Annotated in this window: 17 protein-coding genes; 12 read left to right on the forward strand and 5 right to left on the reverse strand. The window is 63.9% G+C overall.

The genetic code is table 11. The features are described from left to right. The first annotated feature begins 126 nt into the window (after positions 1–126). From J4D52_RS00785 to J4D52_RS00800, 4 genes are all read left to right on the forward strand, one after another. Positions 127–3,402: a DUF2126 domain-containing protein gene (locus J4D52_RS00785; RefSeq protein ID WP_102675945.1), complete on the forward strand. Its 3,276-nt coding sequence runs from the start codon at positions 127–129 to the stop codon at positions 3,400–3,402. Between the two features lie 87 nt (positions 3,403–3,489). Further along, positions 3,490–5,976 (forward strand): circularly permuted type 2 ATP-grasp protein, encoded by a 2,487-nt coding sequence (locus J4D52_RS00790; RefSeq protein ID WP_102675946.1) that lies wholly within the window; start codon positions 3,490–3,492, stop codon positions 5,974–5,976. Beyond that, on the forward strand, positions 5,976–6,881 hold the full coding sequence (locus J4D52_RS00795) for a transglutaminase family protein (RefSeq protein WP_102675947.1): 906 nt from the start codon (positions 5,976–5,978) through the stop codon (positions 6,879–6,881). Before J4D52_RS00790 ends, J4D52_RS00795 begins: the two co-directional genes overlap by 1 nt. A 116-nt stretch (positions 6,882–6,997) precedes the next feature. Next, positions 6,998–7,402: an NUDIX domain-containing protein gene (locus J4D52_RS00800; RefSeq protein WP_102675948.1), complete on the forward strand. Its 405-nt coding sequence runs from the start codon at positions 6,998–7,000 to the stop codon at positions 7,400–7,402. Positions 7,403–7,441: 39 nt separating this feature from the next. Here the strand turns inward: J4D52_RS00800 and J4D52_RS00805 are convergent, their stop codons facing one another. Next, the gene (locus J4D52_RS00805; protein ID WP_102675949.1) at positions 7,442–7,627 is read right to left on the reverse strand and encodes a hypothetical protein; all 186 of its coding nucleotides are present in this window, start codon (positions 7,625–7,627) and stop codon (positions 7,442–7,444) included. Positions 7,628–7,695: 68 nt separating this feature from the next. Then, the gene (locus J4D52_RS00810) at positions 7,696–8,283 is read right to left on the reverse strand and encodes a TIGR00730 family Rossman fold protein (protein ID WP_025808045.1); all 588 of its coding nucleotides are present in this window, start codon (positions 8,281–8,283) and stop codon (positions 7,696–7,698) included. Positions 8,284–8,632: 349 nt separating this feature from the next. Between J4D52_RS00810 and azu the strand changes: the two genes are divergently transcribed. Further along, on the forward strand, positions 8,633–9,079 hold the full coding sequence (gene azu / locus J4D52_RS00815) for an azurin (RefSeq protein WP_009046707.1): 447 nt from the start codon (positions 8,633–8,635) through the stop codon (positions 9,077–9,079). Positions 9,080–9,270: 191 nt separating this feature from the next. Here azu and nadE read toward each other — a convergent pair whose 3' ends face one another. The 3 genes from nadE to J4D52_RS00830 all read right to left on the reverse strand — a co-directional run bounded on the left by nadE (position 9,271) and on the right by J4D52_RS00830 (position 12,464). Continuing rightward, on the reverse strand, positions 9,271–10,098 hold the full coding sequence (nadE, locus tag J4D52_RS00820; RefSeq protein ID WP_025808044.1) for an ammonia-dependent NAD(+) synthetase: 828 nt from the start codon (positions 10,096–10,098) through the stop codon (positions 9,271–9,273). 3 nt (positions 10,099–10,101) lie between these two features. Next, a complete protein-coding gene (gene pncB, locus J4D52_RS00825; RefSeq protein ID WP_063428025.1) occupies positions 10,102–11,328 on the reverse strand; it encodes a nicotinate phosphoribosyltransferase in 1,227 nt (408 codons plus the stop codon). Between the two features lie 230 nt (positions 11,329–11,558). Then, positions 11,559–12,464 carry a LysR family transcriptional regulator gene (locus J4D52_RS00830; protein WP_025808040.1) on the reverse strand — a complete coding sequence of 302 codons (906 nt, stop codon included), beginning with the start codon at positions 12,462–12,464 and terminating at the stop codon, positions 11,559–11,561. A gap of 164 nt (positions 12,465–12,628) precedes the next feature. Here J4D52_RS00830 and J4D52_RS00835 point away from each other — a divergent pair, with 164 nt between their 5' ends. From J4D52_RS00835 to J4D52_RS00865, 7 genes are all read left to right on the forward strand, one after another. Continuing rightward, positions 12,629–14,119 carry an aldehyde dehydrogenase family protein gene (locus J4D52_RS00835; RefSeq protein ID WP_063428027.1) on the forward strand — a complete coding sequence of 497 codons (1,491 nt, stop codon included), beginning with the start codon at positions 12,629–12,631 and terminating at the stop codon, positions 14,117–14,119. Positions 14,120–14,224: 105 nt separating this feature from the next. Then, positions 14,225–15,508: an FAD-binding oxidoreductase gene (locus tag J4D52_RS00840; RefSeq protein WP_063428029.1), complete on the forward strand. Its 1,284-nt coding sequence runs from the start codon at positions 14,225–14,227 to the stop codon at positions 15,506–15,508. A gap of 362 nt (positions 15,509–15,870) precedes the next feature. Next, on the forward strand, positions 15,871–17,007 hold the full coding sequence (locus J4D52_RS00845) for a branched-chain amino acid ABC transporter substrate-binding protein (RefSeq protein ID WP_009046713.1): 1,137 nt from the start codon (positions 15,871–15,873) through the stop codon (positions 17,005–17,007). 179 nt (positions 17,008–17,186) lie between these two features. Next, on the forward strand, positions 17,187–18,101 hold the full coding sequence (locus tag J4D52_RS00850) for an ABC transporter permease subunit (protein ID WP_053259441.1): 915 nt from the start codon (positions 17,187–17,189) through the stop codon (positions 18,099–18,101). 2 nt (positions 18,102–18,103) lie between these two features. Continuing rightward, entirely contained in the window at positions 18,104–19,399 is a 1,296-nt protein-coding gene (gene livM / locus J4D52_RS00855; RefSeq protein ID WP_009046715.1) for a high-affinity branched-chain amino acid ABC transporter permease LivM, read from the forward strand. Continuing rightward, on the forward strand, positions 19,396–20,271 hold the full coding sequence (locus J4D52_RS00860) for an ABC transporter ATP-binding protein (protein WP_023970244.1): 876 nt from the start codon (positions 19,396–19,398) through the stop codon (positions 20,269–20,271). Before livM ends, J4D52_RS00860 begins: the two co-directional genes overlap by 4 nt. After that, positions 20,268–20,987, forward strand: a complete 720-nt coding sequence (locus J4D52_RS00865; RefSeq protein WP_009046717.1) for an ABC transporter ATP-binding protein — start codon at positions 20,268–20,270, stop codon at positions 20,985–20,987. Before J4D52_RS00860 ends, J4D52_RS00865 begins: the two co-directional genes overlap by 4 nt. Positions 20,988–21,777: the final 790 nt, after the last annotated feature.

Here is a 21,777-nt window from a genome sequence, read left to right on the forward strand (position 1 = left end):
CTAAAGCACGCGCCGCGCGCTTTTGGTGCTGTACTGCCCACGGCAGTCGGTGGAAGCGCCGGGACTGGTGCTCTGGCATAAGTCTTGCGCGCTTTCGTGTACGTTCAGGCCCGCAGGAGGCACGCCGTGTCGATCCATGTCGCATTGCACCATGTCACGCATTACCGCTACGACCGCGCGGTCGAACTCGGCCCGCAGATCGTTCGCCTGCGTCCGGCGGCCCATAGCCGCACGCGGATTCTCTCCTATGCGCTGAAGGTCCAGCCCGAGCAGCACTTCATCAACTGGCAGCAGGACCCCCAGGGCAACTACCTGGCGCGCCTGGTCTTCCCGGAAAAGACCGACGAGCTGCGCATCGAAGTCGATCTGCTGGCGGAGATGGCGGTGTTCAATCCGTTCGATTTCTTCCTCGAGCCCTATGCGGAGAAGATCCCCTTCGCCTACGCCGCCGATGAGCAGCGGGAGCTGGCGCCGTACCTGGAAACCCTGCCGCTGACGCCGAAGTTCAAGGCGTATCTGGCGGGCATCGACCGCACGCCGCTGCCGGCGGTGGATTTCCTGGTGGGCCTGAACCAGCGCCTGAGCGAAGACATCGGCTACCTGATCCGCATGGAGCCGGGCGTGCAGACGCCAGAGCAGACCCTGGACAAGGCTTCCGGCTCCTGCCGCGACTCCGCCTGGCTGCTGGTGCAGCTGCTGCGCAACCTGGGGCTGGCCGCGCGGTTTGTTTCCGGCTACCTGATCCAGCTGACCGCCGACGTCAAATCCCTCGACGGCCCGTCCGGCACCGAGGTGGATTTCACCGACCTGCACGCCTGGTGCGAGGTGTACCTGCCCGGCGCCGGCTGGATCGGCCTGGACGCCACTTCCGGGCTGTTTGCCGGGGAAGGGCATATCCCGTTGGCGTGCAGCCCCGATCCGTCCTCGGCGGCGCCGATCAGCGGCCTGGTGGAGCCTTGCGAATGCGAGTTCAGCCACGAGATGTCGGTGGAGCGGATCTGGGAAGCGCCACGCGTTACCAAGCCCTACACCGAAGAGCAATGGCTGGCGATCCAAGCCCTGGGCCAGCAGATCGATGCCGACCTGCTGGAGGGCGACGTGCGCCTGACCATGGGCGGCGAGCCGACCTTCGTTTCGATCGACGACCCGGATGGCGCCGAATGGAACACCGCGGCCCTCGGGCCGAACAAGCGCCGGCTGTCCGCCGAGTTGTTCCAGCGCATGCGCAACCACTACGCGCCCAAGGGCCTGGTGCATTTCGGCCAGGGCAAGTGGTACCCGGGCGAGCAACTGCCGCGCTGGTCGCTGAACTGTTACTGGCGTCGCGATGGCGTGCCGATCTGGCACAACGCCGCGCTGATTGCCGACGAGCACGAAGACTACGGCGCCGACAGCGAACTGGCCGGGCGTTTCCTGGCCAGTGTCGCCGAGCGCCTGAAGCTGCCGCCGCGCTTCGTGTTCCCGGCCTACGAAGATAACCTCTACTACCTGTGGCGCGAAGGCAGCTTGCCGCAGAACGTCAGCGCCGAGGATTCACGGCTGGCGGACGAGCTGGAGCGGGCGCGCCTGCGCAAGGTGTTCAGCCAGGGCCTGGACAAGGTCATCGGCCAGATCCTGCCGCTGGCCCGCACCGCCAAGGGCGACCAGTGGCAGAGTGGCCGTTGGTACCTGCGTGACACCCATTGCCGGCTGGTGCCGGGGGATTCGCCCCTGGGTTATCGCCTGCCGCTGGCGTCCCAGCCCTGGGTGACAGCGGCGGAGTACCCCTATGTGCATCCCACCGATCCGAACCAGGAGTTGCCCGAGCTGCCGGACAGCGCGCAACTGCGTGAACATAGCGAGGCGGCCGAGGCCGATGAGCGGGTGCCGCAGATCGACCAGTCCGCCGACTGGCTGACCCGCACCGCGTTCTGCGCCGAGGCGCGGGGCGGGCGGTTGTACCTGTTCATGCCGCCCCTGGAGCGCCTGGAGGATTACCTGGAGCTGGTCTGCGCCATCGAGGCCACGGCCGAAGAGCTGCATTGCCCGGTATTGCTGGAGGGCTACGAGCCGCCGAGCGATCCGCGCCTGAGCAACTTCCGCGTCACCCCGGACCCGGGCGTGATCGAGGTCAACGTGCAGCCGTCCGCCAGTTGGGACGAACTGGTGGAGCGCACCGAATTCCTCTACGAGGAAGCCCGGCAGACCCGCCTGACCACCGAGAAATTCATGATCGACGGGCGCCACACCGGCACCGGCGGCGGCAACCACTTCGTGCTGGGCGGTGCGACGCCGGCGGATTCGCCGTTCCTGCGCAGGCCGGACCTGTTGCGCAGCCTGATCAGCTACTGGCACAACCATCCGTCGTTGTCCTACCTGTTCTCCGGGCTGTTCATCGGCCCGACTTCCCAGGCGCCGCGGGTCGACGAGGCGCGCAACGATGCCTTGTACGAGCTGGAAATCGCCTTTGCCCAGATGCCCGAACCGGGCGAGGAGTGTCCGCCGTGGCTGGTCGACCGGCTGCTGCGCAACCTGTTGATCGACGTCACCGGCAACACCCACCGAGCCGAGTTCTGCATCGACAAGCTGTACTCGCCGGACGGTGCTACCGGGCGCTTGGGCCTGCTGGAACTGCGCGCCTTTGAAATGCCGCCTCATGCGCGCATGAGCCTGGCCCAGCAACTATTGTTGCGGGCGCTGGTCGCGCGCTTCTGGCGCGAGCCCTATGCACCGGCCAAGCTGGCGCGCTGGGGCACCGAGCTGCACGATCGCTTCCTGTTGCCGCACTTCATCGAGCAGGACTTCGCCGACGTCATAGTCGAGCTCAATGCCGCCGGCTATCCGCTGCGCGCCGAATGGTTCGCCGCGCACCTGGAGTTCCGTTTCCCCAAGGTCGGCGATTACGCGGTCGGCGGTGTCGAGCTGGAGCTGCGCCAGGCCCTGGAGCCTTGGCATGTGTTGGGGGAGGAGGGTTCCGCTGGCGGCACGGTGCGTTATGTCGACTCGTCGCTGGAGCGCTTGCAGGTCAAGCTCACCGGGCTGGCGCCGCAGCGCTACCTGTTGACCTGCAACGGTGTCGCGGTGCCGCTGCAGCCTACCGGGCGGGTCGGGGAGTTCGTCGCCGGTGTGCGTTACCGGGCCTGGCAGCCGTTCAACTGCCTGCAGCCGACCATCCCGGTGCACGCGCCCCTGGTGTTCGACCTGCTCGACACCTGGATGCAGCGCTCCCTGGGCGGTTGCCAGTATCACGTGGCCCACCCGGGCGGGCGCAACTACGACAGCCTGCCGGTGAATGCCAACGAGGCCGAAAGCCGGCGCATGGCGCGCTTCTTCCGCCTGGGGCATAGCCCCGGCACCTTGTCGGTGCCGAGCCTGACGATCAACGACGAGTTGCCGATGACACTCGATTTGCGACGTTTCTAAAGTAGACGCGACGCCCGGATGTTTCGCATATCCGGGTGTCATGTGTCTGCGTTAATCTGACTTACCTTGCCGTCTGCCGAGCTCTCCATGCCTGACCTGCTTGACCACTACCCGCTGACGGCGGGTACCTACCACGAACTGCTCGACGCCAGCGGCGCGGTGCGCCCGCACTGGCGCCGGCTGTTCGACCAGTTGCAGCGCAGCACGCCGGCGCAGTTGATGCAGCGCCAGGCCCTGCTGACCCGGCAGATCCAGGAAAACGGCGTCACCTACAACGTCTATGCCGACCCCAAGGGCGCCGACCGGCCGTGGGAACTGGACCTGCTGCCCCATGTGATCGCCGCCGATGAATGGCAGCAGCTGTCCGCCGGGATCGCCCAGCGGGCGCGTTTGCTCAATGCGGTACTGGCCGACCTGTACGGCCCCCAGCGGCTGATCAGCGAAGGCCTGCTGCCGGCCGAACTGGTGTTCGGCCATAACAATTTTCTCTGGCCGTGCCAGGGCATCCAGCCGCCGGACGGCGCTTTCCTGCACCTGTACGCGGTCGACTTGGCGCGCACCCCGGACGGGCGCTGGTGGGTCACCGCTGACCGTACCCAGGCGCCCTCCGGCGCCGGCTACGCCCTGGAAAACCGCATGATCGTGTCCCGGGCCTTTCCGGACCTGTACCGCGACCTGCAGGTGCAGCACCTGGCCGGGTTCTTCCGCACCCTGCAGGAAACCCTGGCCCGCCAGGCACCCCGGGACGACGAAGCGCCACTGATCGTGCTGCTGACCCCGGGGCGTTTCAACGAGAGCTATTTCGAGCACCTGTACCTGGCGCGCCAGCTCGGTTATCCGCTGGTGGAGGGCGGCGACCTGACGGTGCGCGACGCCACGGTCTACCTCAAGACCCTGAGCGGCCTGCGGCGGGTGCACGCGATCATGCGCCGGCTCGACGACGACTTCTGCGACCCGCTGGAGCTGCGCACCGACTCGGCCCTCGGTGTGCCGGGGCTGCTGGAGGCGGCGCGGCGGGGCCGGGTGCTGGTGGCCAATGCCCTGGGCAGCGGCGTGCTGGAATCGCCAGGCCTGCTGGGTTTCCTGCCGAAGATCAGCGAGCACCTGTTTGGCGAAGAACTGATCCTGCCGTCGGTCGCCACCTGGTGGTGCGGCGAGGCACCGGTGCTGGCCCAGGCCCTGGAAAAACTCCCGGAGCTGCTGATCAAGCCGGCGTTCCCGTCCCAGAGTTTTGCCCCCTTGTTCGGCCGCGACCTCTGCGAGAAAGAGCGCCAGGCCCTGGCCGAGCGCATGCGGGCGCGACCTTATGCCTATGTCGCCCAGGAACTGGCGCAGCTGTCCCAGGCGCCGGTCTGGCAGGCCGAAGACGGCCAGCTGCAACCGCGGGCCATCGGCATGCGGGTGTATGCCGTGGCCAGCCGCGACGGTTATCGGGTGCTGCCGGGCGGCTTGACCCGGGTGGCCGCCGAGGCCGATGCCGAAGTGGTATCGATGCAGCGCGGCGGCGCCAGCAAGGACACCTGGGTGCTGGGCGAGCGTGCGCCCAGCGGCGAACAGTGGAAGGGCCAGCGGACCATCGGCGTGCATGACCTGGTGCGGCGTGATCCGTACCTGCCGTCGCGGGTGGTGGAAAACCTGTTCTGGTTCGGCCGCTACTGCGAGCGTTGCGATGGCAGCGCGCGGTTGTTGCGGATCATGCTCGCGCGTTATGTCGACGGCGATGACCCGCAGGCCTTGCAGGCGGCGGTCGATCTGGGCGAAAGCCTGATGCTGCTGCCAGACGAGGGCGAGCTGCCCGAGCGTCTGTTGGCGGCCCTGCAGGGGGACGACTGGTCCTTCAGCCTGCGCTCCAACCTGCAACGCCTGCAGTGGGCGGCATCCCAGGTGCGCGGCAAGCTCTCGCGGGAAAACTGGCAGGCGCTGGTGGAATTGCAGCGCGAAGCCCTGGCGCTGGAAGCCCGCGAGCCGGACTTCGGCGAGTTGCTGGACTTCCTCAACCGCCTGGTGATGTCCCTGGCGGCCCTGTCGGGCTTTGCCCTGGACGATATGACCCGCGACGAAGGCTGGCGCTTTTTGATGATCGGCCGGCGCATCGAGCGCCTGCAGTTCCTCAGCAGCAGCCTGGCGGCCTTCCTGCGCGATTCCTCCGCGCCCGACCAGGCCGGGCTGGAGTGGCTGCTGGAACTGGGCAACAGCAGCATCACCTACCGTTCGCGCTACCTGGCGGTGGCGCAGTTGATCCCGGTGCTCGACTTGTTGCTGCTCGATGAGCAGAACCCCCACGCAGTGCTGTTCCAGCTGAAGCTGGTGACCCGGACCCTCAATCGCTTGAACGACGACTTTGGCGTGCCGCGCGAGGCCGGCTTGCCCGTGCTGGTGAAGCGCCTGTCGCGCTTCGACCTGGGCTGCCTGGAGAACCCGCTGTTCGGCGAGGCCAGCGTGCGTGCGGCACTCGAAGGCCTGGCCGACCTGTTGCAGGAAATCGCCGACGCCAGCGGGCAGGTTTCCGACCGCCTGGCGCTGCGGCATTTCGCCCATGTCGACGATGTCAGCCAACAAACGGTGTCCGTCTGATGAGCGCTCATTACCAGATCTTCCACGATACCCATTACCACTACGACAGCCCGGTTTCCCTGGCCCAGCAGCTGGCGCACCTGTGGCCGCGGGCCTGCGCCTGGCAGCATTGCAGCCAGCAGGAGCTGCTGATCAGCCCCGACCCCACCACCCGCCGCGACGAGCTGGATGTGTTCGGCAATCCGCTGACCCGGCTGGCATTCGAGCGTCCCCATGACGAGTTGCTGGTCAATGCGCAGCTGACGGTGGAGGTGCTGGCCCGGCCTGCGCTGGACTTCACCCGGTCATTGCCCTGGGACGCCACCCGCAATGCGCTGACCTACAGCAGCCGGCCGTTGTCCGCGGCCTTGATGGAGGCTTGCCGCTATCGCTTCGAGTCGCCTTATGTGCACCTGAAGAAAAGCTTCGTCGAGTTTTCCGAAAGCTGTTTCCCTGCCGGGCGCCCGTTGCTGCTGGGGGTACAGGCGTTGATGGAGAAGATCTTCAGCGAGTTCACCTTCGATGCCGAAGCCACCCAGGTGGCGACACCGCTGGTGGAGGTGCTGGAGCGGCGGCGCGGGGTCTGCCAGGATTTCGCCCACCTGATGCTGGCGTGCTTGCGTTCCCGCGGTTTGGCGGCGCGTTATGTCAGCGGCTATCTGCTGACCCAGCCGCCACCGGGGCAGCCACGCCTGATCGGCGCGGATGCCTCCCATGCCTGGGTTTCGGTGTTCTGCCCGGTGCTCGGCTGGGTGGATTTCGACCCGACCAACAACGTGCAGCCGGCACTGGAACACATCACCCTGGCCTGGGGCCGGGACTTTTCCGATGTCTCGCCGTTGCGCGGGGTGATTCTCGGCGGCGGCAGCCACGACCCGGAAGTGCGGGTGACGGTGATGCCGCTGAATGAACGGATCTCTTTGTAGCCGCTGCCGCAGGCTGCGATAAGGTTCGCAGAACCTTCCAGCGGTCTGAAAAATACGGCCGCTACGCGCCCGAGCGCAGCCTTCGGCAGCGGCTACAGGCTTTACAGGAGTCGCTTATGTTCCCGGTATCGATCAAGGGCGTGCTGCAATCCCCCGAAGGATTGGTGGTGCTGATGCTCAACGAGCGTGACGAGTGGGAGCTGCCCGGCGGGCGGATCGAGCTGGGGGAGACGGCGCCGCAATGTCTGGCGCGGGAGATCGAGGAAGAGCTGGACGTGCGGGTGGCGGTGGAGGAGCCGCTGGATTCGTACCTGTTTGAGGTCATCCCCGGCAAGCATGTGTTTATCTCGACCTATCGCTGCCGGCTCCTGGGTGGTTTTGTGCCGACCGTCAGCCACGAGCACAAGGAAATCGGCCTGTTCGCAACTGACCAGCTACCGGCCAACTTGCCACGGGGGTATCGCGATTCGATTGTCAAAGCGCTGGGTATCCGAGGGTCGGCAACGGATGGCCGACCCTAGATCCCGAGGGCCTGATAGAAGCATCAGGCCTGGCGGGTCTCAGGCCTTGGGGGTCTGATCGTCTGCTGTATTGGCGTCGTCGACGGCCACTTCGTCTTCTGTATCCGGGCTCGGTGCGCCGGCTTCTTCAGCGGCCGCTTTCTTGCGTTGCAGCTTTTCCTCTTTCTTCTGCTCCTTTGCCAGGTCTCGCTGACGTTTGGCGAAGGAGTAATTGGGTTTAGCCATGGGCGATCCTCTGGGGTCGAAGGTGAGGTTGAGCGGCGCGTATTCTGCCTTGTATCGGAGCCCGGCGGTTAATCGGGTTTTTGCTCGGCCCATTTGGGGGCTACCCTGGGTTGCCAGGCTTGCAGCGCATCCAGCAGTTTGCGCGGCGATTCGCTCACTTGCAGCATGTCACGGTGCGGGGCGCGAACGAAGCCTTCGCCGACGATGTGATCGAGAAAACCCGTGAGTTTCTCGTAGAAGCCATTCACTTCCAGCAGCCCCAGGGGCTTGGCGTGGTAGCCCAGTTGGCCCCAGGTCCAGACCTCGAACAATTCTTCCAGGGTGCCCAGGCCGCCCGGCAGCGCGATGAAGGCGTCGCTCAGCTCGGCCATGCGTGCCTTGCGGGCGTGCATGCCGTCGACCACCTCCAGGCGCGTCAGGCCCGGATGGCCGATTTCCTTGTCCTTGAGGCTCTGGGGAATGATACCGATGACTTCACCGCCGGCCGCCAGGGCCGCGTCGGCGACTAGGCCCATCAGGCCGACAGCGCCACCGCCATAGACCAGGGTCAGTTTGCGTTCGGCCAGATGGCGCCCGAGGGCTTCGGCGGCCTCGCGGTAGGCCGGGTTGGTGCCGGTGCTGGCACCGCAGAACACGCATACAGACGTTAAAGACATGCCTTACTCCATGGTCGGTGAGGGCCACAGAGTAATGGCTGGTCGGCCGCGCTCCAAGGGTCAATCCTCGCGGCGGGGGCTTTCATAGGTGCCGCTGGCGCCACAGGCGTAGGCGGCGAGCAGGCTGCGGAACAGGCTGTTGAGGTGCATGGCAGACACTCCGATAGTGATGTGCGCCGAGCATAGGTCCGCGGCAGTCGGCTGGCTGTTTGATTCTCTCGATCAGGCCGATAGCGCAAAGTTGTATACAATTTCTTGATTTGAATCATAGGAACTTGTGAAAAATTCAGGCAGTCTTCACCTTCATGGATTCAGATGGATTTTGTTAACCCTGCCTTGGAGATTCACCATGTTTGCCAAACTCGTTGCGGTATCCCTGCTGACACTGGCCAGCAGCCAGCTGATGGCCGCCGAATGCAAGGTCGATGTCGACTCTACCGACCAGATGTCCTTCAACACGAAGGAAATCACCATCGACAAGAGCTGCAAGACCTTCACCGTGAACCTGACCCACTCTGGCAGTCTGCCGAAGAACGTCATGGGCCATAACTGGGTGCTGAGCAAAAGCGCGGACATGGCCGGCATCGCGACCGACGGCATGGCTGCCGGCATCGACAAGGACTACCTGAAACCAGGCGACAGCCGCGTCATCGCCCACACCAAGATCATCGGCTCTGGCGAAAAAGACTCGGTGACCTTCGACGTGTCGAAGCTGACCGCTGGCGAAAGCTACGAGTTCTTCTGCTCGTTCCCGGGCCACAACTCGATGATGAAAGGCGCCGTGGTGCTGAAGTGATAGGTTGATCCCGCGTGATGAAAAAGCGCCCTTCGGGGCGCTTTTTTGTGGGCGGTCGGTCGCGGGCAAGCCTGGCACCCACAAGCTTCTGCAGGAGCGAAGCGTGCTCGCGATAACGCCAGCCCAGCCAACACACAACAAAAAGCCCGCCGAGGATTTCCCGCGGCGGGCTTTTGCGTCACCTCATCACCTCAAGGCGCGAACGGCATCACGCGTTTGTGATGGGTCTTGTTGTAGGTGTTGCAGATGATCTTGAACGCTTCCTCGCGCACCGGCTGGCCGTGGAGGAAGGCGTCGATCTCGGCGTAGGTCACGCCGTGGGAGGCTTCATCCGGCTTGCCCGGAGACAGGTCTTCGAGGTCGGCGGTAGGGATCTTCTCCACCAGCGACTCCGGCGCGCCGAAATGCCGGGCAACGGCCCGCACCTGGTTCTTCACCAGCCCGCTCAGCGGCGCCAGGTCGCAGGCGCCGTCGCCGAACTTGGTGAAGAAGCCCATCACCGCTTCGGCGGCGTGGTCGGTGCCGATCACCAGGCCGTGGGCGGCGCCGGCGATGGTGTACTGCGCGACCATGCGCATGCGTGCCTTGGTATTGCCGAGCACGAAGTCCCGGGTTACCGCCTGGTGGCCTTCGAAGGCCGCCACTTCATTGGCCAGGGACTTGACCGCCGGACCGATGTTCACGGTGTGGCGCTCGTCGGGTTCGATGAAGTCCACCGAGGCCTGGGCATCGTGTTCGTCGAACTGCACGTCGTACGGCAGGCGCACGGCGATGAAACGATAGCCCTGGTCGCCGCTGCTGGCGCGCAGTTCGCGCACCGCCCGCTGGGCCAGCAGGCCCGCGGTCAGGGAGTCGACGCCACCGCTGATGCCCAGCACCAGGGTCTTGAGCCCGGAATTGAGCAGGCATTGCTGGATGAACGCGACCCGCCGGGCGACTTCTGCCTCGAGAGCGGCCTGGTCCTTGAAAGGGGGTTGGACCTTGAGCTGTTCAGCAATCTCACGCTGTACGGCTTGCATGATTCACTCCTTGCTTGATGTGCCAGAAAGGGCGGCAGGTACTTGGAAAACGTGGCGCAGATAAGCGACGAAGTTGGGATCCTTGCAATGGGTCTTGCCCGCTTCGTCGGAGATCTTGGCGACGGGCTGGCCATTGCAGGCGGCCATTTTAAGCACGATGCTCATCGGCTCGACACCGGGAATATCGCACGTCAGGTTGGTGCCGATACCGAAGCTGACATTGATCCGACCATGCAACGCGCGAAAAATCTCCAGGGATTTGGGCAGCGTCAGGCTGTCGGAGAACACCAGGGTCTTGCTCATCGGCTCGATGCCCAGTTTCAGGTAGTGGGCGATGGCTTTTTCCGCCCAGGCGATCGGATCGCCCGAGTCGTGGCGCAAACCGTCGAACAGCTTGGCGAAGTACAGATCGAAGTCGTTGAGGAAGGCGTCGGTGGTGATGCAGTCGGTCAGGGCGATCCCCAGCAGGCCACGGTATTCGCGGACCCAGCAGTCGAGGGCGGCGATCTGGCTGTCGATCAGCCGCGGCCCCAGTTGCTGGTGGGCCATGATCCATTCGTGGGCCATGGTGCCCAGGGGTTTCATGTCCAGCTCGCGGGACAGGTGCACGTTGCTGGTACCGACGAATCGTCCGGGGAAGTCGTGCTTGAGCACATTCACCACCTCTTCCTGGACCCGGTACGAGAAGCGCCGGCGGGTGCCGAAGTCGGCCACCTGCAGATGCGACAATTCATCGGCGCTGGCGTTGGCGCTCAGCCAGTCGAACTTGCGATACAGCTGTTCGCGGGCCTGTTCCAGGACGACTTCGCGGTAGCGATAGCGGTTACGCACCTCGCTGACGATCGCCAGCATCGGCACTTCGAACAGGATCACATGCAGCCAGGGCCCGCGCAGGCGGATGAACAGCTCGCCGTTCTCGATACCGGTATGCACATAACGCAGGTTGAAGCGGAACAGCCCGAGAAAGCGCAGGAAGTCCGGTTTCAGGAAGCTGATGCGTTCGAGAAAGCTCAACTGGTCGGCGCTCAGGCTCAGGTCGCCCAGGCGCTCGAACTGATAGCGGATCTCCGCCAGGTAGGGGCGCAGGTCCTCGCTGTTGCGGCAGCGGAATTCCCATTCGACTTCCACATTGGGGTAGTTGTGCAGCACCGCCTGCATCATGGTCAGTTTGTAGAAGTCGGTGTCGAGCAGGTTCTGCACGATGCGATCGGCAAACACACTCTCGCTCATAACGGGAATCTCCATGCTGGCCGCGATCAAGGGCGCGGCTTTCCAGCTTGTTCAATAAAGGCAGTAGTGGCGCATATCCGCTGTGGGTTTTGCCAGCGTTTTTTGCTTGGGGCATTGTCGGGGCTGTTGGCCTCATCGCGGGCAAGCCTCGCTCCTACGGGTACGGCGCTGCTCTTGTCGGAGCGAAGCCCGCCCGCGATAGCGCCCGTGCGGCCTGCACCCATCCCGGATCAGGCCGGCGTCGGGCTGTCGATCTGCTCCAGCATCCAGCGTACGAAGTCCCGCACCTTGGGCACTTCGGCCGCATGTTCAGGGTAGGCCAGGTAATAGGCATCGTGGCTGGGCATGGCATAGTCCCAGGCCAGCACCAGCTTGCCCTCGGCCAGCTCTTCCTCCACCAGGAACCGCGGCAGCAGGGCCACGCCGCAGCCGACCTGAGCGGCCCGGATGCACATATAGAAAGTTTCGAAGCGCGGGCCGTGATAGCTGTGCTCGGTGTGGTAACCCTGGCTGTCGAACCAGTCATGCCAGGCCTGCGGCCGCGAGGCCAGTTGCAGCAGCACCAGTTCGGCCAACTGCGTCGGGTCGGTGAACGGCTTGTCCGGCAGGCTGCCGGGGGCGCAGACCGCCACCAGTTCTTCGCCGAACAGCTTCAGGCACTCGGTGCCGGGGCGTGAGCCCTGGCCGAAGTAGAACGCCATGTCGCTGCGGCCCTGCAGCAGGTCGTCGGCTTCCTGTTCGTTGCACAGGTCCAGGTGGATCTGCGGGTGGCGCAGGCGCCAGCCCTTGAGGCGCGGCACCAGCCAGCGCGCGCCGAAGGTCGATGGGGTGGACACCCGCAGGACTTCGGTTTCGCCACCGTAGGAGCGCAGGTAATGGGTCGACATCTCGATCTGCGAGAGGATCTTGCGCACCTCCACCAGGTACAGATCGCCGGCCGGGGTCAGTTGCAGACGCCGGCGTACCCGGCGAAACAGCAGGTGCTGCAGGAGTTCTTCCAACTGCGCGACCTGCTTGCTGACCGCGCTCTGGGTCAGGTTCAGTTCTTCGGCGGCGCGGGTGAAGCTCAGGTGCCGGGTGACGGCCTCGAAACACTGCAGGGCGGTGATCGAGGGCAGGTAGCGTTTATTCAGCATCGAGGGTTCCTTGTTCTTGTCTCGGCTGCGCAGCATGAATAAACGGAATGATATCTCGCCTAATCGTCGTTTGTTGGCAAGTCTCGGGCCGGCTACAACTACAGATCTGAATAGCCGTGTCAGCGGCTGCGATTTTTTTGCTTTCCATCTGTAAGGAGTGACCCATGGTTGCCGCATTGCTTGATCGTCTTGGTGTGAACCCGGCCCTGTATCAATCGGGCAAGCAGCCCGTGCATTCGCCGATCGACGGCAGCCGCATCGCTTCCGTGAACTGGCAGGGCGCAGCCGAGGTGGAGCAGCAGGTCAGTCGCGCGGAGCATGCATTCGAGTTGTGGCGCAAGGTGCCGGCGCCGCGTCGCGGCGAGCTGGTGCGCCAGTTCGGCGAAGTGCTGCGCGAATACAAGGCCGACCTCGGCGAGCTGGTGTCCTGGGAAGCCGGCAAGATCACCCAGGAAGGCCTGGGCGAAGTGCAGGAAATGATCGACATCTGCGATTTCGCGGTCGGCCTGTCGCGCCAGCTGTACGGCCTGACCATCGCCTCCGAGCGCCCAGGCCACCACATGCGCGAGACCTGGCACCCGCTGGGCATCGTCGGGGTGATCAGTGCGTTCAACTTCCCGGTCGCAGTCTGGGCCTGGAACACCACCCTGGCGCTGGTCTGCGGCAACCCGGTGATCTGGAAGCCCTCGGAAAAGACCCCGTTGACCGCCCTGGCCTGCCAGGCGCTGTTCGAACGTGTGCTGAAGAACTTCAGCGATGCCCCCGAATACCTGAGCCAGGTGATCATCGGTGGGCGCGACGCCGGCGAAGCGCTGGTGGACGACCCGCGCGTGGCCCTGATCAGCGCCACTGGCAGCACCCGCATGGGCCGCGAAGTGGCGCCGAAAGTCGCCGCGCGTTTCGCCCGCAGCATCCTCGAGCTGGGCGGCAACAACGCGATGATCCTGGGGCCGAGCGCCGACCTGGACATGGCCGTGCGCGCCATCCTGTTCAGCGCCGTCGGTACCGCCGGCCAGCGCTGCACGACGTTGCGCCGGCTGATTGCCCATGAGTCGGTGAAGGAAGAAATCGTCACCCGCCTCAAGGCCGCCTACTCCAAGGTGCGCATCGGCCATCCGCTGCAAGGCAACCTGATCGGTCCGCTGATCGACAAGCACAGCTTCGACAACATGCAGGATGCGCTGGAGCAGGCCCTGAGCGAGGGCGGCCGGGTGTTCGGCGGCAAGCGCCAGTTGCAAGACCAGTTCCCCAACGCTTATTACGTATCGCCCGCGATCGTCGAGATGCCGGAACAGAGCGACGTGGTGTGCAGCGAGACCTTCGCGCCGATTCTCTATGTGGTGGGCTACAGCGATTTCGCCGAAGCGCTGCGCCTGAACAACGCCGTGCCGCAAGGCCTGTCGTCCTGCATCTTCACCACCGATGTGCGTGAGGCCGAGAAGTTCATGTCGGCGGTGGGCAGCGACTGCGGCATCGCCAACGTCAACATCGGCCCGAGCGGCGCGGAAATCGGCGGCGCCTTCGGTGGTGAGAAGGAAACCGGCGGCGGCCGCGAATCCGGTTCCGATGCCTGGCGTGCCTATATGCGTCGGCAGACCAACACCGTGAACTACTCGCTGGAGTTGCCATTGGCGCAGGGTATTACCTTCGATTGATCGACCCCATCGCGGGCAAGCCTCGCTCCTACAGAGCACCGTAGGAGCGAGGCTTGCCCGCGATGCTGTGTTTTTGTTTGTTGGGTTTCACTGTGGAGCTTGGCAATGCCGTTACGCGAAGAATGCCTGTGGGAAAAACTGACGCCGCAAAGGCCTGACAATGCCGCGCTCAAGGGTGAGGTCACTGTGGATGTCTGCGTGATCGGCGCGGGCTTTACCGGCCTGTCGGCCGCCGTGCACCTGCTGGAGCAGGGCAAAAGGGTCTGCGTACTGGAAGCCCATCGCACCGGTCACGGTGGTTCGGGGCGCAACGTGGGGCTGGTGAACGCCGGGATGTGGATTCCGCCGGACGAGATCGAAGCCGGTTTCGGCGAGGCGGTCGGCAGCCAGCTCAACCGCATGCTGGGGGCGGCGCCGGCCCTGGTGTTCAGCCTGATCGACAAATACCGCATCGATTGCCAGCTGCGCCGCGAAGGCACCTTGCACATGGCGCACAACGCCCGGGGCGAGGCCGACCTGCGCAGCCGGGAAGCCCAGTGGAAGCGCCGGGGCGCGCCGGTCGAGCTGTTGACCGGGGCGGCCTGTGAAACCGCCACCGGCACCAGGAAGATCGCCGCCGCCTTGCTCGATCGCCGGGCCGGCACGGTCAACCCGATGGCCTATGTCAGTGGCCTGGCCAAGGCCGCGGCCGACCTGGGGGGGCAGTTGTTCGATCACTCGCCGGTAACCCGTCTTGAACGCCAGGGCCAGCGCTGGTCGGTGCAGACCGCGCAGGGTTCGGTGCTGGCCGAGCAGGTGGTGATTGCCTCCAACGCCTACACCGAAGGCGACTGGACCGAGTTGCGGCGCAATTTTTTCCCCGGTTACTACTACCAGGTCGCTTCCAGGCCGCTGACCGAGGAAGCCGCGCAGCGGATCCTGCCGGGTGGCCAGGGTTCCTGGGATACCCGCCAGGTGCTCAGCAGCATTCGCCGGGACGCCGACGGCCGCCTGTTGCTGGGCAGCCTGGGCAATGGCAACCAGAAGCCGGCCTGGTTCCTCAAGGCCTGGGCCGACCGGGTGCAGCAGCATTATTTCCCCTACCTGAAAACGGTGGAGTGGGAGTGCACCTGGACCGGTTGCATCGCCTTTACCCCCGATCACCTGATGCGCCTGTTCGAACCGGCGCCCGGTCTGGTGGCCGTCACCGGCTACAACGGCCGGGGCGTGACCACGGGCACCGTGGTCGGCAAGGCGTTCGCCGATTACCTGTGTAACGGAAATCCTCAGGCCTTGCCGATTCCCTTCGCCCCCATGCAGCCCCTGGCCGGCGTGGGCTTGCGCAGTTGCCTGTACGAGGCCGGGTTCTCGCTGTATCACGCGGGCCAGTGCCTGCGCATCGTTATCTGACAGAGGAAATATGTTGCGCGGTGCGGCGCTTTTCGGCGCAGCGACTAGCCTGTAGTGGTGCGGGGCGTAGCAGTCCCGCACCAGTAGTGTGCAGTTCGGTTACGCAGGCTGTTACAGGCTGGTTGCACGTTGATTTGCGCCGCGGTTGCAATGATGGCGCAGGCGGGTTGCGCCTGATGTTTTGTAAGGTTTCACCTTCCGCGGTTTAGACGGTTGCACGCCCAATAAAAAAGGGCTCGAAACAGTCGAAATAACAATAAAAGAGCGACTTTTTTCAGAATAAAAAACCAATGGCACGGCCCTTGCTCTGAGCATTCGGTGAAGTCGCAGTGCCAACTAAAAAAACCTTGGAGCACCACCTCATGTCCCAGACGTTTTACAAGAAAGGCTTTCTGGCCCTCGCAGTGGCAGCTGCGTTGGGTGTTTCTGCGTTTGCTCAGGCCGACCTCAAGATCGGCGTAGCGGGTCCCATGACAGGCGCCAACGCGGCATTTGGCGAGCAGTACATGAAGGGTGCACAGGCAGCGGCTGACGAAATCAACGCCAAGGGCGGCGTCAATGGCGAGAAGATCGTCCTGGTCAAGGGCGACGACGCCTGCGAACCGAAACAGGCCGTGGCCGTAGCCAACCGCCTGGTCGACCAGGACAAGGTGATCGGCGTGGTCGGGCACTTCTGCTCCTCCAACACCATCCCCGCTTCCGAGGTGTACGACGAAGCTGGCGTGATCGCCATCACCCCGGGCTCCACCAACCCGCAGGTCACCGAACGTGGCCTCTCCGCCATGTTCCGCATGTGCGGGCGTGACGACCAGCAGGGCATCGTCGCCGGCGACTACATCGTCGACGTGCTCAAGGGCAAGAAAGTCGTGGTGCTGCACGACAAGGACACCTACGGCCAGGGCCTGGCGGACGCCACCAAGGCACAGCTGAGCAAGCGCGGCGTGACGCCGGTGCTGTACGAAGGCCTGACCCGTGGCGAAAAAGACTTCAGCGCCGTGGTCACCAAGATCCGCGCCGCCGGTGCCGATGTCGTCTACTTCGGCGGTCTGCACCCGGAAGCCGGCCCGCTGGTCCGCCAGCTGCGCGAGCAGGGCCTGAAAGACGTCAAGTTTATGTCCGACGACGGTATCGTCACCGACGAACTGGTGACCACCGCTGGCGGCCCGCAGTACGTCGACGGTGTGTACATGACCTTCGGCGCCGACCCGCGCCTGCTGCCGGACAGCAAGACCGTGGTCGACGCTTTCCGCAAGGCCGGCACCGAGCCTGAAGGCTACACCCTGTATGCCTACGCGTCGGTCCAGGCCCTGGCTGCCGGCTTCAACGGCGCCAAATCCAACAAGGGCGAAGACGCCGCCAAGTGGCTCAAGGCCAACCCGGTGAAAACCGTGATGGGCGAGAAGACCTGGGACGCCAAGGGCGACCTGAAAGTCTCCGACTACGTGGTTTACCAGTGGGACAAGGACGGCAAATACCACCAGCTGGAAAAACAGAAGTGACATGAGCGTCCGGGCAGGCCGGCCCTTCCTCCAGGGGAGGGCGCAGGCCTGCTGCATGCGTGTCCGTGCAGTACCTGTCTTTTCTCGTAGAGCTGCACAACTGTCGTGTTGCGCGGGTGGTTGAACCCCAGGCCGTCGTATCCGCTGTGTGCAGTCTCTCAAGTGCGTGAGATTGCGTTATGGATGGTATTTTCCTGCAGCAACTGATCAATGGACTGACCCTCGGGTCTGTCTATGGTCTGATCGCCATCGGCTACACAATGGTCTATGGCATCATTGGCATGATCAACTTCGCCCACGGCGAGGTTTACATGATTTCCGCTTACCTCGCGGCAATCAGTCTGGCTCTGCTGGCCTACTTCGGCATCGAATCCTTCCCGCTGCTCATTCTCGGTACCCTGGTCTTCACCGTCGTCGTGACGGGGATCTACGGCTGGGTCATCGAGCGCGTCGCTTATAAACCCCTGCGCAACTCCACCCGCCTGGCGCCGCTGATCAGCGCCATCGGGATCTCGCTGATCCTGCAGAACTACGCGCAGATCAGCCAGGGCGCCAAGCAACAAGGTGTACCGACGCTGCTGGCCGGCGCCTGGAAGGTCGATATCGGCACCGGTTTCGTCCAGCTCACCTACACCAAGATCTTCATCCTGGTGGCGGCATTCGCCGGCATGGCGTTGCTCACCTACATCATCAAGTACACCAAGCTCGGCCGCATGTGCCGCGCCACCCAGCAAGACCGTAAGATGGCCTCGATCCTCGGGATCAACACCGACCGGGTGATTTCCTACGTGTTCATCATCGGCGCCGCCATGGCTGCGCTGGCGGGCGTACTGATCACCATGAACTACGGCACGTTCGACTTCTATGCCGGCTTCGTCATCGGCATCAAGGCGTTCACCGCGGCGGTCCTCGGCGGTATCGGTTCGCTGCCGGGCGCGATGCTCGGAGGCATCATCCTCGGGATCTCCGAGTCGCTGTTCTCCGGTCTGATCAACTCCGACTACAAAGACGTGTTCAGTTTCTCGCTGCTGGTGCTGATTCTGATTTTCCGTCCCCAAGGCCTGCTGGGTCGCCCACTCGTGGCGAAGGTATAAGTATGTCTGCTGCCAATAAACCGATTGATATCAAAAAGAGCGTCATCGACGCCGTGCTGGCCGGGCTGATCTCGCTGATCGTGTTCGGTCCTATCGTGGGTGTGGTACTCGAGGGCTACAGCTTCAACCTGCAACCGGCCCGTGTCGGCTGGCTGGTGGCGATCGTGATGATCGGCCGCTTTGCCTTGAGCCTGTTCCTGCAGACGCCCAAGGGCCTGAGGATCCTCCAGGGTTTCGAAAGCAGCAGCTCCGGTGTGCATGTGCGGGCGCCGGACTACAAGTCGCGGCTGCGCTGGATCATCCCGGCGCTGATCGTGATCGCCATCGTCTTCCCGTTCTTCGCCAACAAGTACCTGCTGACCGTGGTCATCCTCGGCCTGATCTACGTGCTGCTGGGCCTGGGGCTGAACATCGTGGTTGGCCTGGCCGGGCTGCTCGACCTGGGGTACGTGGCGTTCTACGCCATCGGTGCCTACGGCCTGGCCCTGGGTTATCAGTACCTGGGCCTGGGCTTCTGGACCGTGCTGCCCCTGGCTGCCCTCGCCGCGGCGCTGGCGGGGTGCATACTCGGCTTCCCGGTGTTGCGCATGCACGGTGACTACCTGGCCATCGTGACCCTGGGCTTCGGTGAGATCATCCGCCTGATCCTTAACAACTGGCTGTCCTTCACCGGCGGCCCGAACGGCATGCCGGTGCCGTCGCCGACCATCTTCGGCCTGGAGTTCGGACGGCGGGCGAAGGATGGCGGGGTGCCGTTCCACGAGTTCTTCGGTCTGGAATACAACCCCAACCTGAAGTTCCTGTTCATCTACATCGTGCTGTTCATCGTGGTGCTGCTGGTGCTCTACATCAAGCACCGGCTGACCCGCATGCCGGTCGGCCGGGCCTGGGAAGCGCTGCGCGAAGACGAGATTGCCTGCCGCGCCATGGGCCTGAACCACGTGCTGGTGAAACTCTCGGCCTTCACCATCGGCGCTTCCACCGCGGGCCTGGCCGGGGTGTTCTTCGCCAGCTATCAGGGCTTCGTGAACCCCTCGTCCTTCACCTTCTTCGAGTCGGCGCTGATTTTGGCCATCGTGGTCCTGGGCGGCATGGGTTCAACCGTGGGCGTGGTGATCGCGGCGTTCGTGCTGACCGTGGCGCCGGAGCTGCTGCGCAGCTTCTCCGAGTACCGGGTGCTGCTGTTCGGCATCCTCATGGTGTTGATGATGATCTGGCGACCCCGGGGCCTGATTCGCATCAGCCGCACCGGCGTGACCCCGCGCAAGGGTGCCTTGACCGAGAGGAGCGCATCATGAGTGATGAAGTGATCCTGAAGGTAGAGAACCTGATGATGCACTTCGGTGGCATCAAGGCCCTGAGCGACGTCAGCCTGGAGGTCAAACGCAACTCCATCTTCGCCCTGATCGGCCCCAACGGCGCCGGCAAGACCACGGTGTTCAACTGCCTGACCGGTTTCTACAAGGCCACGGGCGGGCACATCGCCCTCAATACCCGGGGTACGCCGACCAACGTCATCAAGCTGCTGGGCGAGCCGTTCCGGGTGACCGACTTCGTGTCGCCCAAGCGCTTTGCCAGCCGGCTGTTCTACAAGATGTTCGGCGGTACCCACCTGGTGAACCGGGCAGGCCTGGCACGGACCTTCCAGAACATTCGCCTGTTCAGGGAAATGTCGGTGCTGGAGAACCTGTTGGTGGCCCAGCACATGTGGGTCAACCGCAACCTGCTGTCCGGCATCCTCAACACCAAGGGTTACCAGAAGGCCGAAAGCGATGCCCTGGACCATGCCTTCTACTGGCTGGAAGTGGTGGATCTGGTGGACTGCGCCAACCGCCTGGCCGGCGAGTTGTCCTACGGCCAGCAACGCCGCCTGGAAATCGCCCGCGCCATGTGCACCCGGCCGCAGATCATCTGCCTTGACGAACCGGCCGCCGGCCTCAATCCCCAGGAAACCGAAGCGCTCAGCGCGATGATCCGGCTGCTGCGCGACGAGCACGACCTGACCGTGGTGCTGATCGAACATGACATGGGCATGGTGATGAGTATTTCCGACCACATCGTGGTGCTCGACCACGGCAACGTGATCGCCGAGGGCGGGCCCGAAGCGATCCGCAACGACCCGAAAGTGATTGCCGCCTACCTGGGTGCGGACGAAGAGGAGCTGGTATGACGACTGCACCTATCCTCGAACTCAAGGACCTGGATGTGTACTACGGGCCGATCCAGGCCCTGAAGAAAGTCTCGCTGCACATCAACGAAGGTGAAACCGTGAGCCTGATCGGCTCCAACGGTGCCGGCAAGTCCACGCTGCTGATGTCGATTTTCGGCCAGCCGCGGGCCGAGTCCGGGCAGATCATCTATCGCGGTGTGGACATCACCCACAAGTCCTCGCACTACATCGCCTCCAACGGCATCGCCCAGTCGCCGGAAGGGCGCCGGGTGTTTCCGGACATGACGGTGGAAGAGAACCTGCTGATGGGCACCATTCCCATCGGCGACAAGTACGCCACCGAAGACATGCAGCGCATGTTCGAACTGTTCCCGCGGCTCAAGGAACGTCGGACCCAGCGGGCCATGACCATGTCCGGCGGCGAGCAGCAGATGCTCGCCATCGCCCGCGCGCTGATGAGCCGTCCCAAGCTGCTGTTGCTGGACGAACCGAGCCTTGGGCTGGCGCCGATCGTGGTGAAGCAGATCTTCGCCACCCTGCGCGAGCTGGCCTCTACCGGCATGACCATCTTCCTGGTCGAGCAGAACGCCAACCACGCGCTGAAGTTGTCGGACCGAGCCTATGTGATGGTCAACGGCGAGATCCGCCTGAGCGGCACCGGCAAGGAGCTGTTGGTCAACGAGGAGGTGCGTAACGCGTATCTGGGCGGGCACTGAGCCTGCGTACTGTGGATAAGACCTGCCCCGCCGGCTCGCGCCGCCGGGGCATTTTTTATCCACATCCGACTGTCTCTGTTTCTGTAGGAGCGGCCGGTCGACGCTCGATTGCCCGCGATCAGCTCACCGCGTGAGTTCGATATATCGCGTCATCGTTCATCGCGGGCAAGCCTCACTCCTACAGAAGCCGGCGGCAGCGGATGACCTTGTCCACAGCAGAAGGCGCAAATTGTGGAAAACATTCTGCGCAAGCTGGCAAAGCGCGGCATAAAGACGCTGCAAATAGTTGTTTTGCCACGGTTTTGACTTGTCCCCGTTTGCTGTGGAACTGGCTGTGGGTAACGTGGGAGTAGCTGGCTGTACGCCTTGATCGGCGTGGCCTGCAGGCGGGTGATTGTTTTTTGATCAGGCGTTTTTGCCGGACCTTGAGCAGCCGTTGTCAACCTTTTTATTGTCGCAGGCAAAGGGCGAAAACACCCTGGACAAGCCTGTGGATAAGTCTGTGATTAAACTCTGGAAAGACTCGTCCAGGCAGCGTCGTTACTGGCTTGAAGCCATCCCTCGCCTGACCGCCCGGTCGACTTCGTCGGTCGGGGCTGCATGGACGCCATGCCCGGGTCAAGCAAAAAACTTTCTAAAACCGCCTGCAGCCCCTGTGGATAGCGGCTTGCAGACTTTTGCACTTGCCCCCAAAGACTGTGGAGCGTCCTGTGGATAAGGTGCGTGCATATGGCTGCGGGCCACGACCTGCCTGGCTTGGCGGTGGTTGGTTGTTTTTTGTACAGTCGCC

The sequence above is a fragment of the Pseudomonas sp. GW460-12-10-14-TSB1 genome, from assembly GCF_017349775.1.
GTDB lineage: Bacteria > Pseudomonadota > Gammaproteobacteria > Pseudomonadales > Pseudomonadaceae > Aquipseudomonas > Aquipseudomonas piscium.

What these genes read in the sequence shown, in the direction of transcription:
- J4D52_RS00840 (WP_063428029.1), top strand. Translation starts at nt 14,225, where the DNA reads ATGCCGTTACGCGAAGAATGCCTGTGGGAAAAACTGACGCCGCAAAGG.
- J4D52_RS00805 (WP_102675949.1), bottom strand. Translation starts at nt 7,627, where the DNA reads ATGGCTAAACCCAATTACTCCTTCGCCAAACGTCAGCGAGACCTGGCA.
- pncB (WP_063428025.1), bottom strand. Translation starts at nt 11,328, where the DNA reads ATGAGCGAGAGTGTGTTTGCCGATCGCATCGTGCAGAACCTGCTCGAC.
- J4D52_RS00860 (WP_023970244.1), top strand. Translation starts at nt 19,396, where the DNA reads ATGAGTGATGAAGTGATCCTGAAGGTAGAGAACCTGATGATGCACTTC.
- J4D52_RS00850 (WP_053259441.1), top strand. Translation starts at nt 17,187, where the DNA reads ATGGATGGTATTTTCCTGCAGCAACTGATCAATGGACTGACCCTCGGG.
- J4D52_RS00835 (WP_063428027.1), top strand. Translation starts at nt 12,629, where the DNA reads ATGGTTGCCGCATTGCTTGATCGTCTTGGTGTGAACCCGGCCCTGTAT.
- J4D52_RS00790 (WP_102675946.1), top strand. Translation starts at nt 3,490, where the DNA reads ATGCCTGACCTGCTTGACCACTACCCGCTGACGGCGGGTACCTACCAC.
- J4D52_RS00795 (WP_102675947.1), top strand. Translation starts at nt 5,976, where the DNA reads ATGAGCGCTCATTACCAGATCTTCCACGATACCCATTACCACTACGAC.
- J4D52_RS00810 (WP_025808045.1), bottom strand. Translation starts at nt 8,283, where the DNA reads ATGTCTTTAACGTCTGTATGCGTGTTCTGCGGTGCCAGCACCGGCACC.
- J4D52_RS00830 (WP_025808040.1), bottom strand. Translation starts at nt 12,464, where the DNA reads ATGCTGAATAAACGCTACCTGCCCTCGATCACCGCCCTGCAGTGTTTC.
- livM (WP_009046715.1), top strand. Translation starts at nt 18,104, where the DNA reads ATGTCTGCTGCCAATAAACCGATTGATATCAAAAAGAGCGTCATCGAC.
- J4D52_RS00845 (WP_009046713.1), top strand. Translation starts at nt 15,871, where the DNA reads ATGTCCCAGACGTTTTACAAGAAAGGCTTTCTGGCCCTCGCAGTGGCA.
- nadE (WP_025808044.1), bottom strand. Translation starts at nt 10,098, where the DNA reads ATGCAAGCCGTACAGCGTGAGATTGCTGAACAGCTCAAGGTCCAACCC.
- J4D52_RS00800 (WP_102675948.1), top strand. Translation starts at nt 6,998, where the DNA reads ATGTTCCCGGTATCGATCAAGGGCGTGCTGCAATCCCCCGAAGGATTG.
- azu (WP_009046707.1), top strand. Translation starts at nt 8,633, where the DNA reads ATGTTTGCCAAACTCGTTGCGGTATCCCTGCTGACACTGGCCAGCAGC.
- J4D52_RS00865 (WP_009046717.1), top strand. Translation starts at nt 20,268, where the DNA reads ATGACGACTGCACCTATCCTCGAACTCAAGGACCTGGATGTGTACTAC.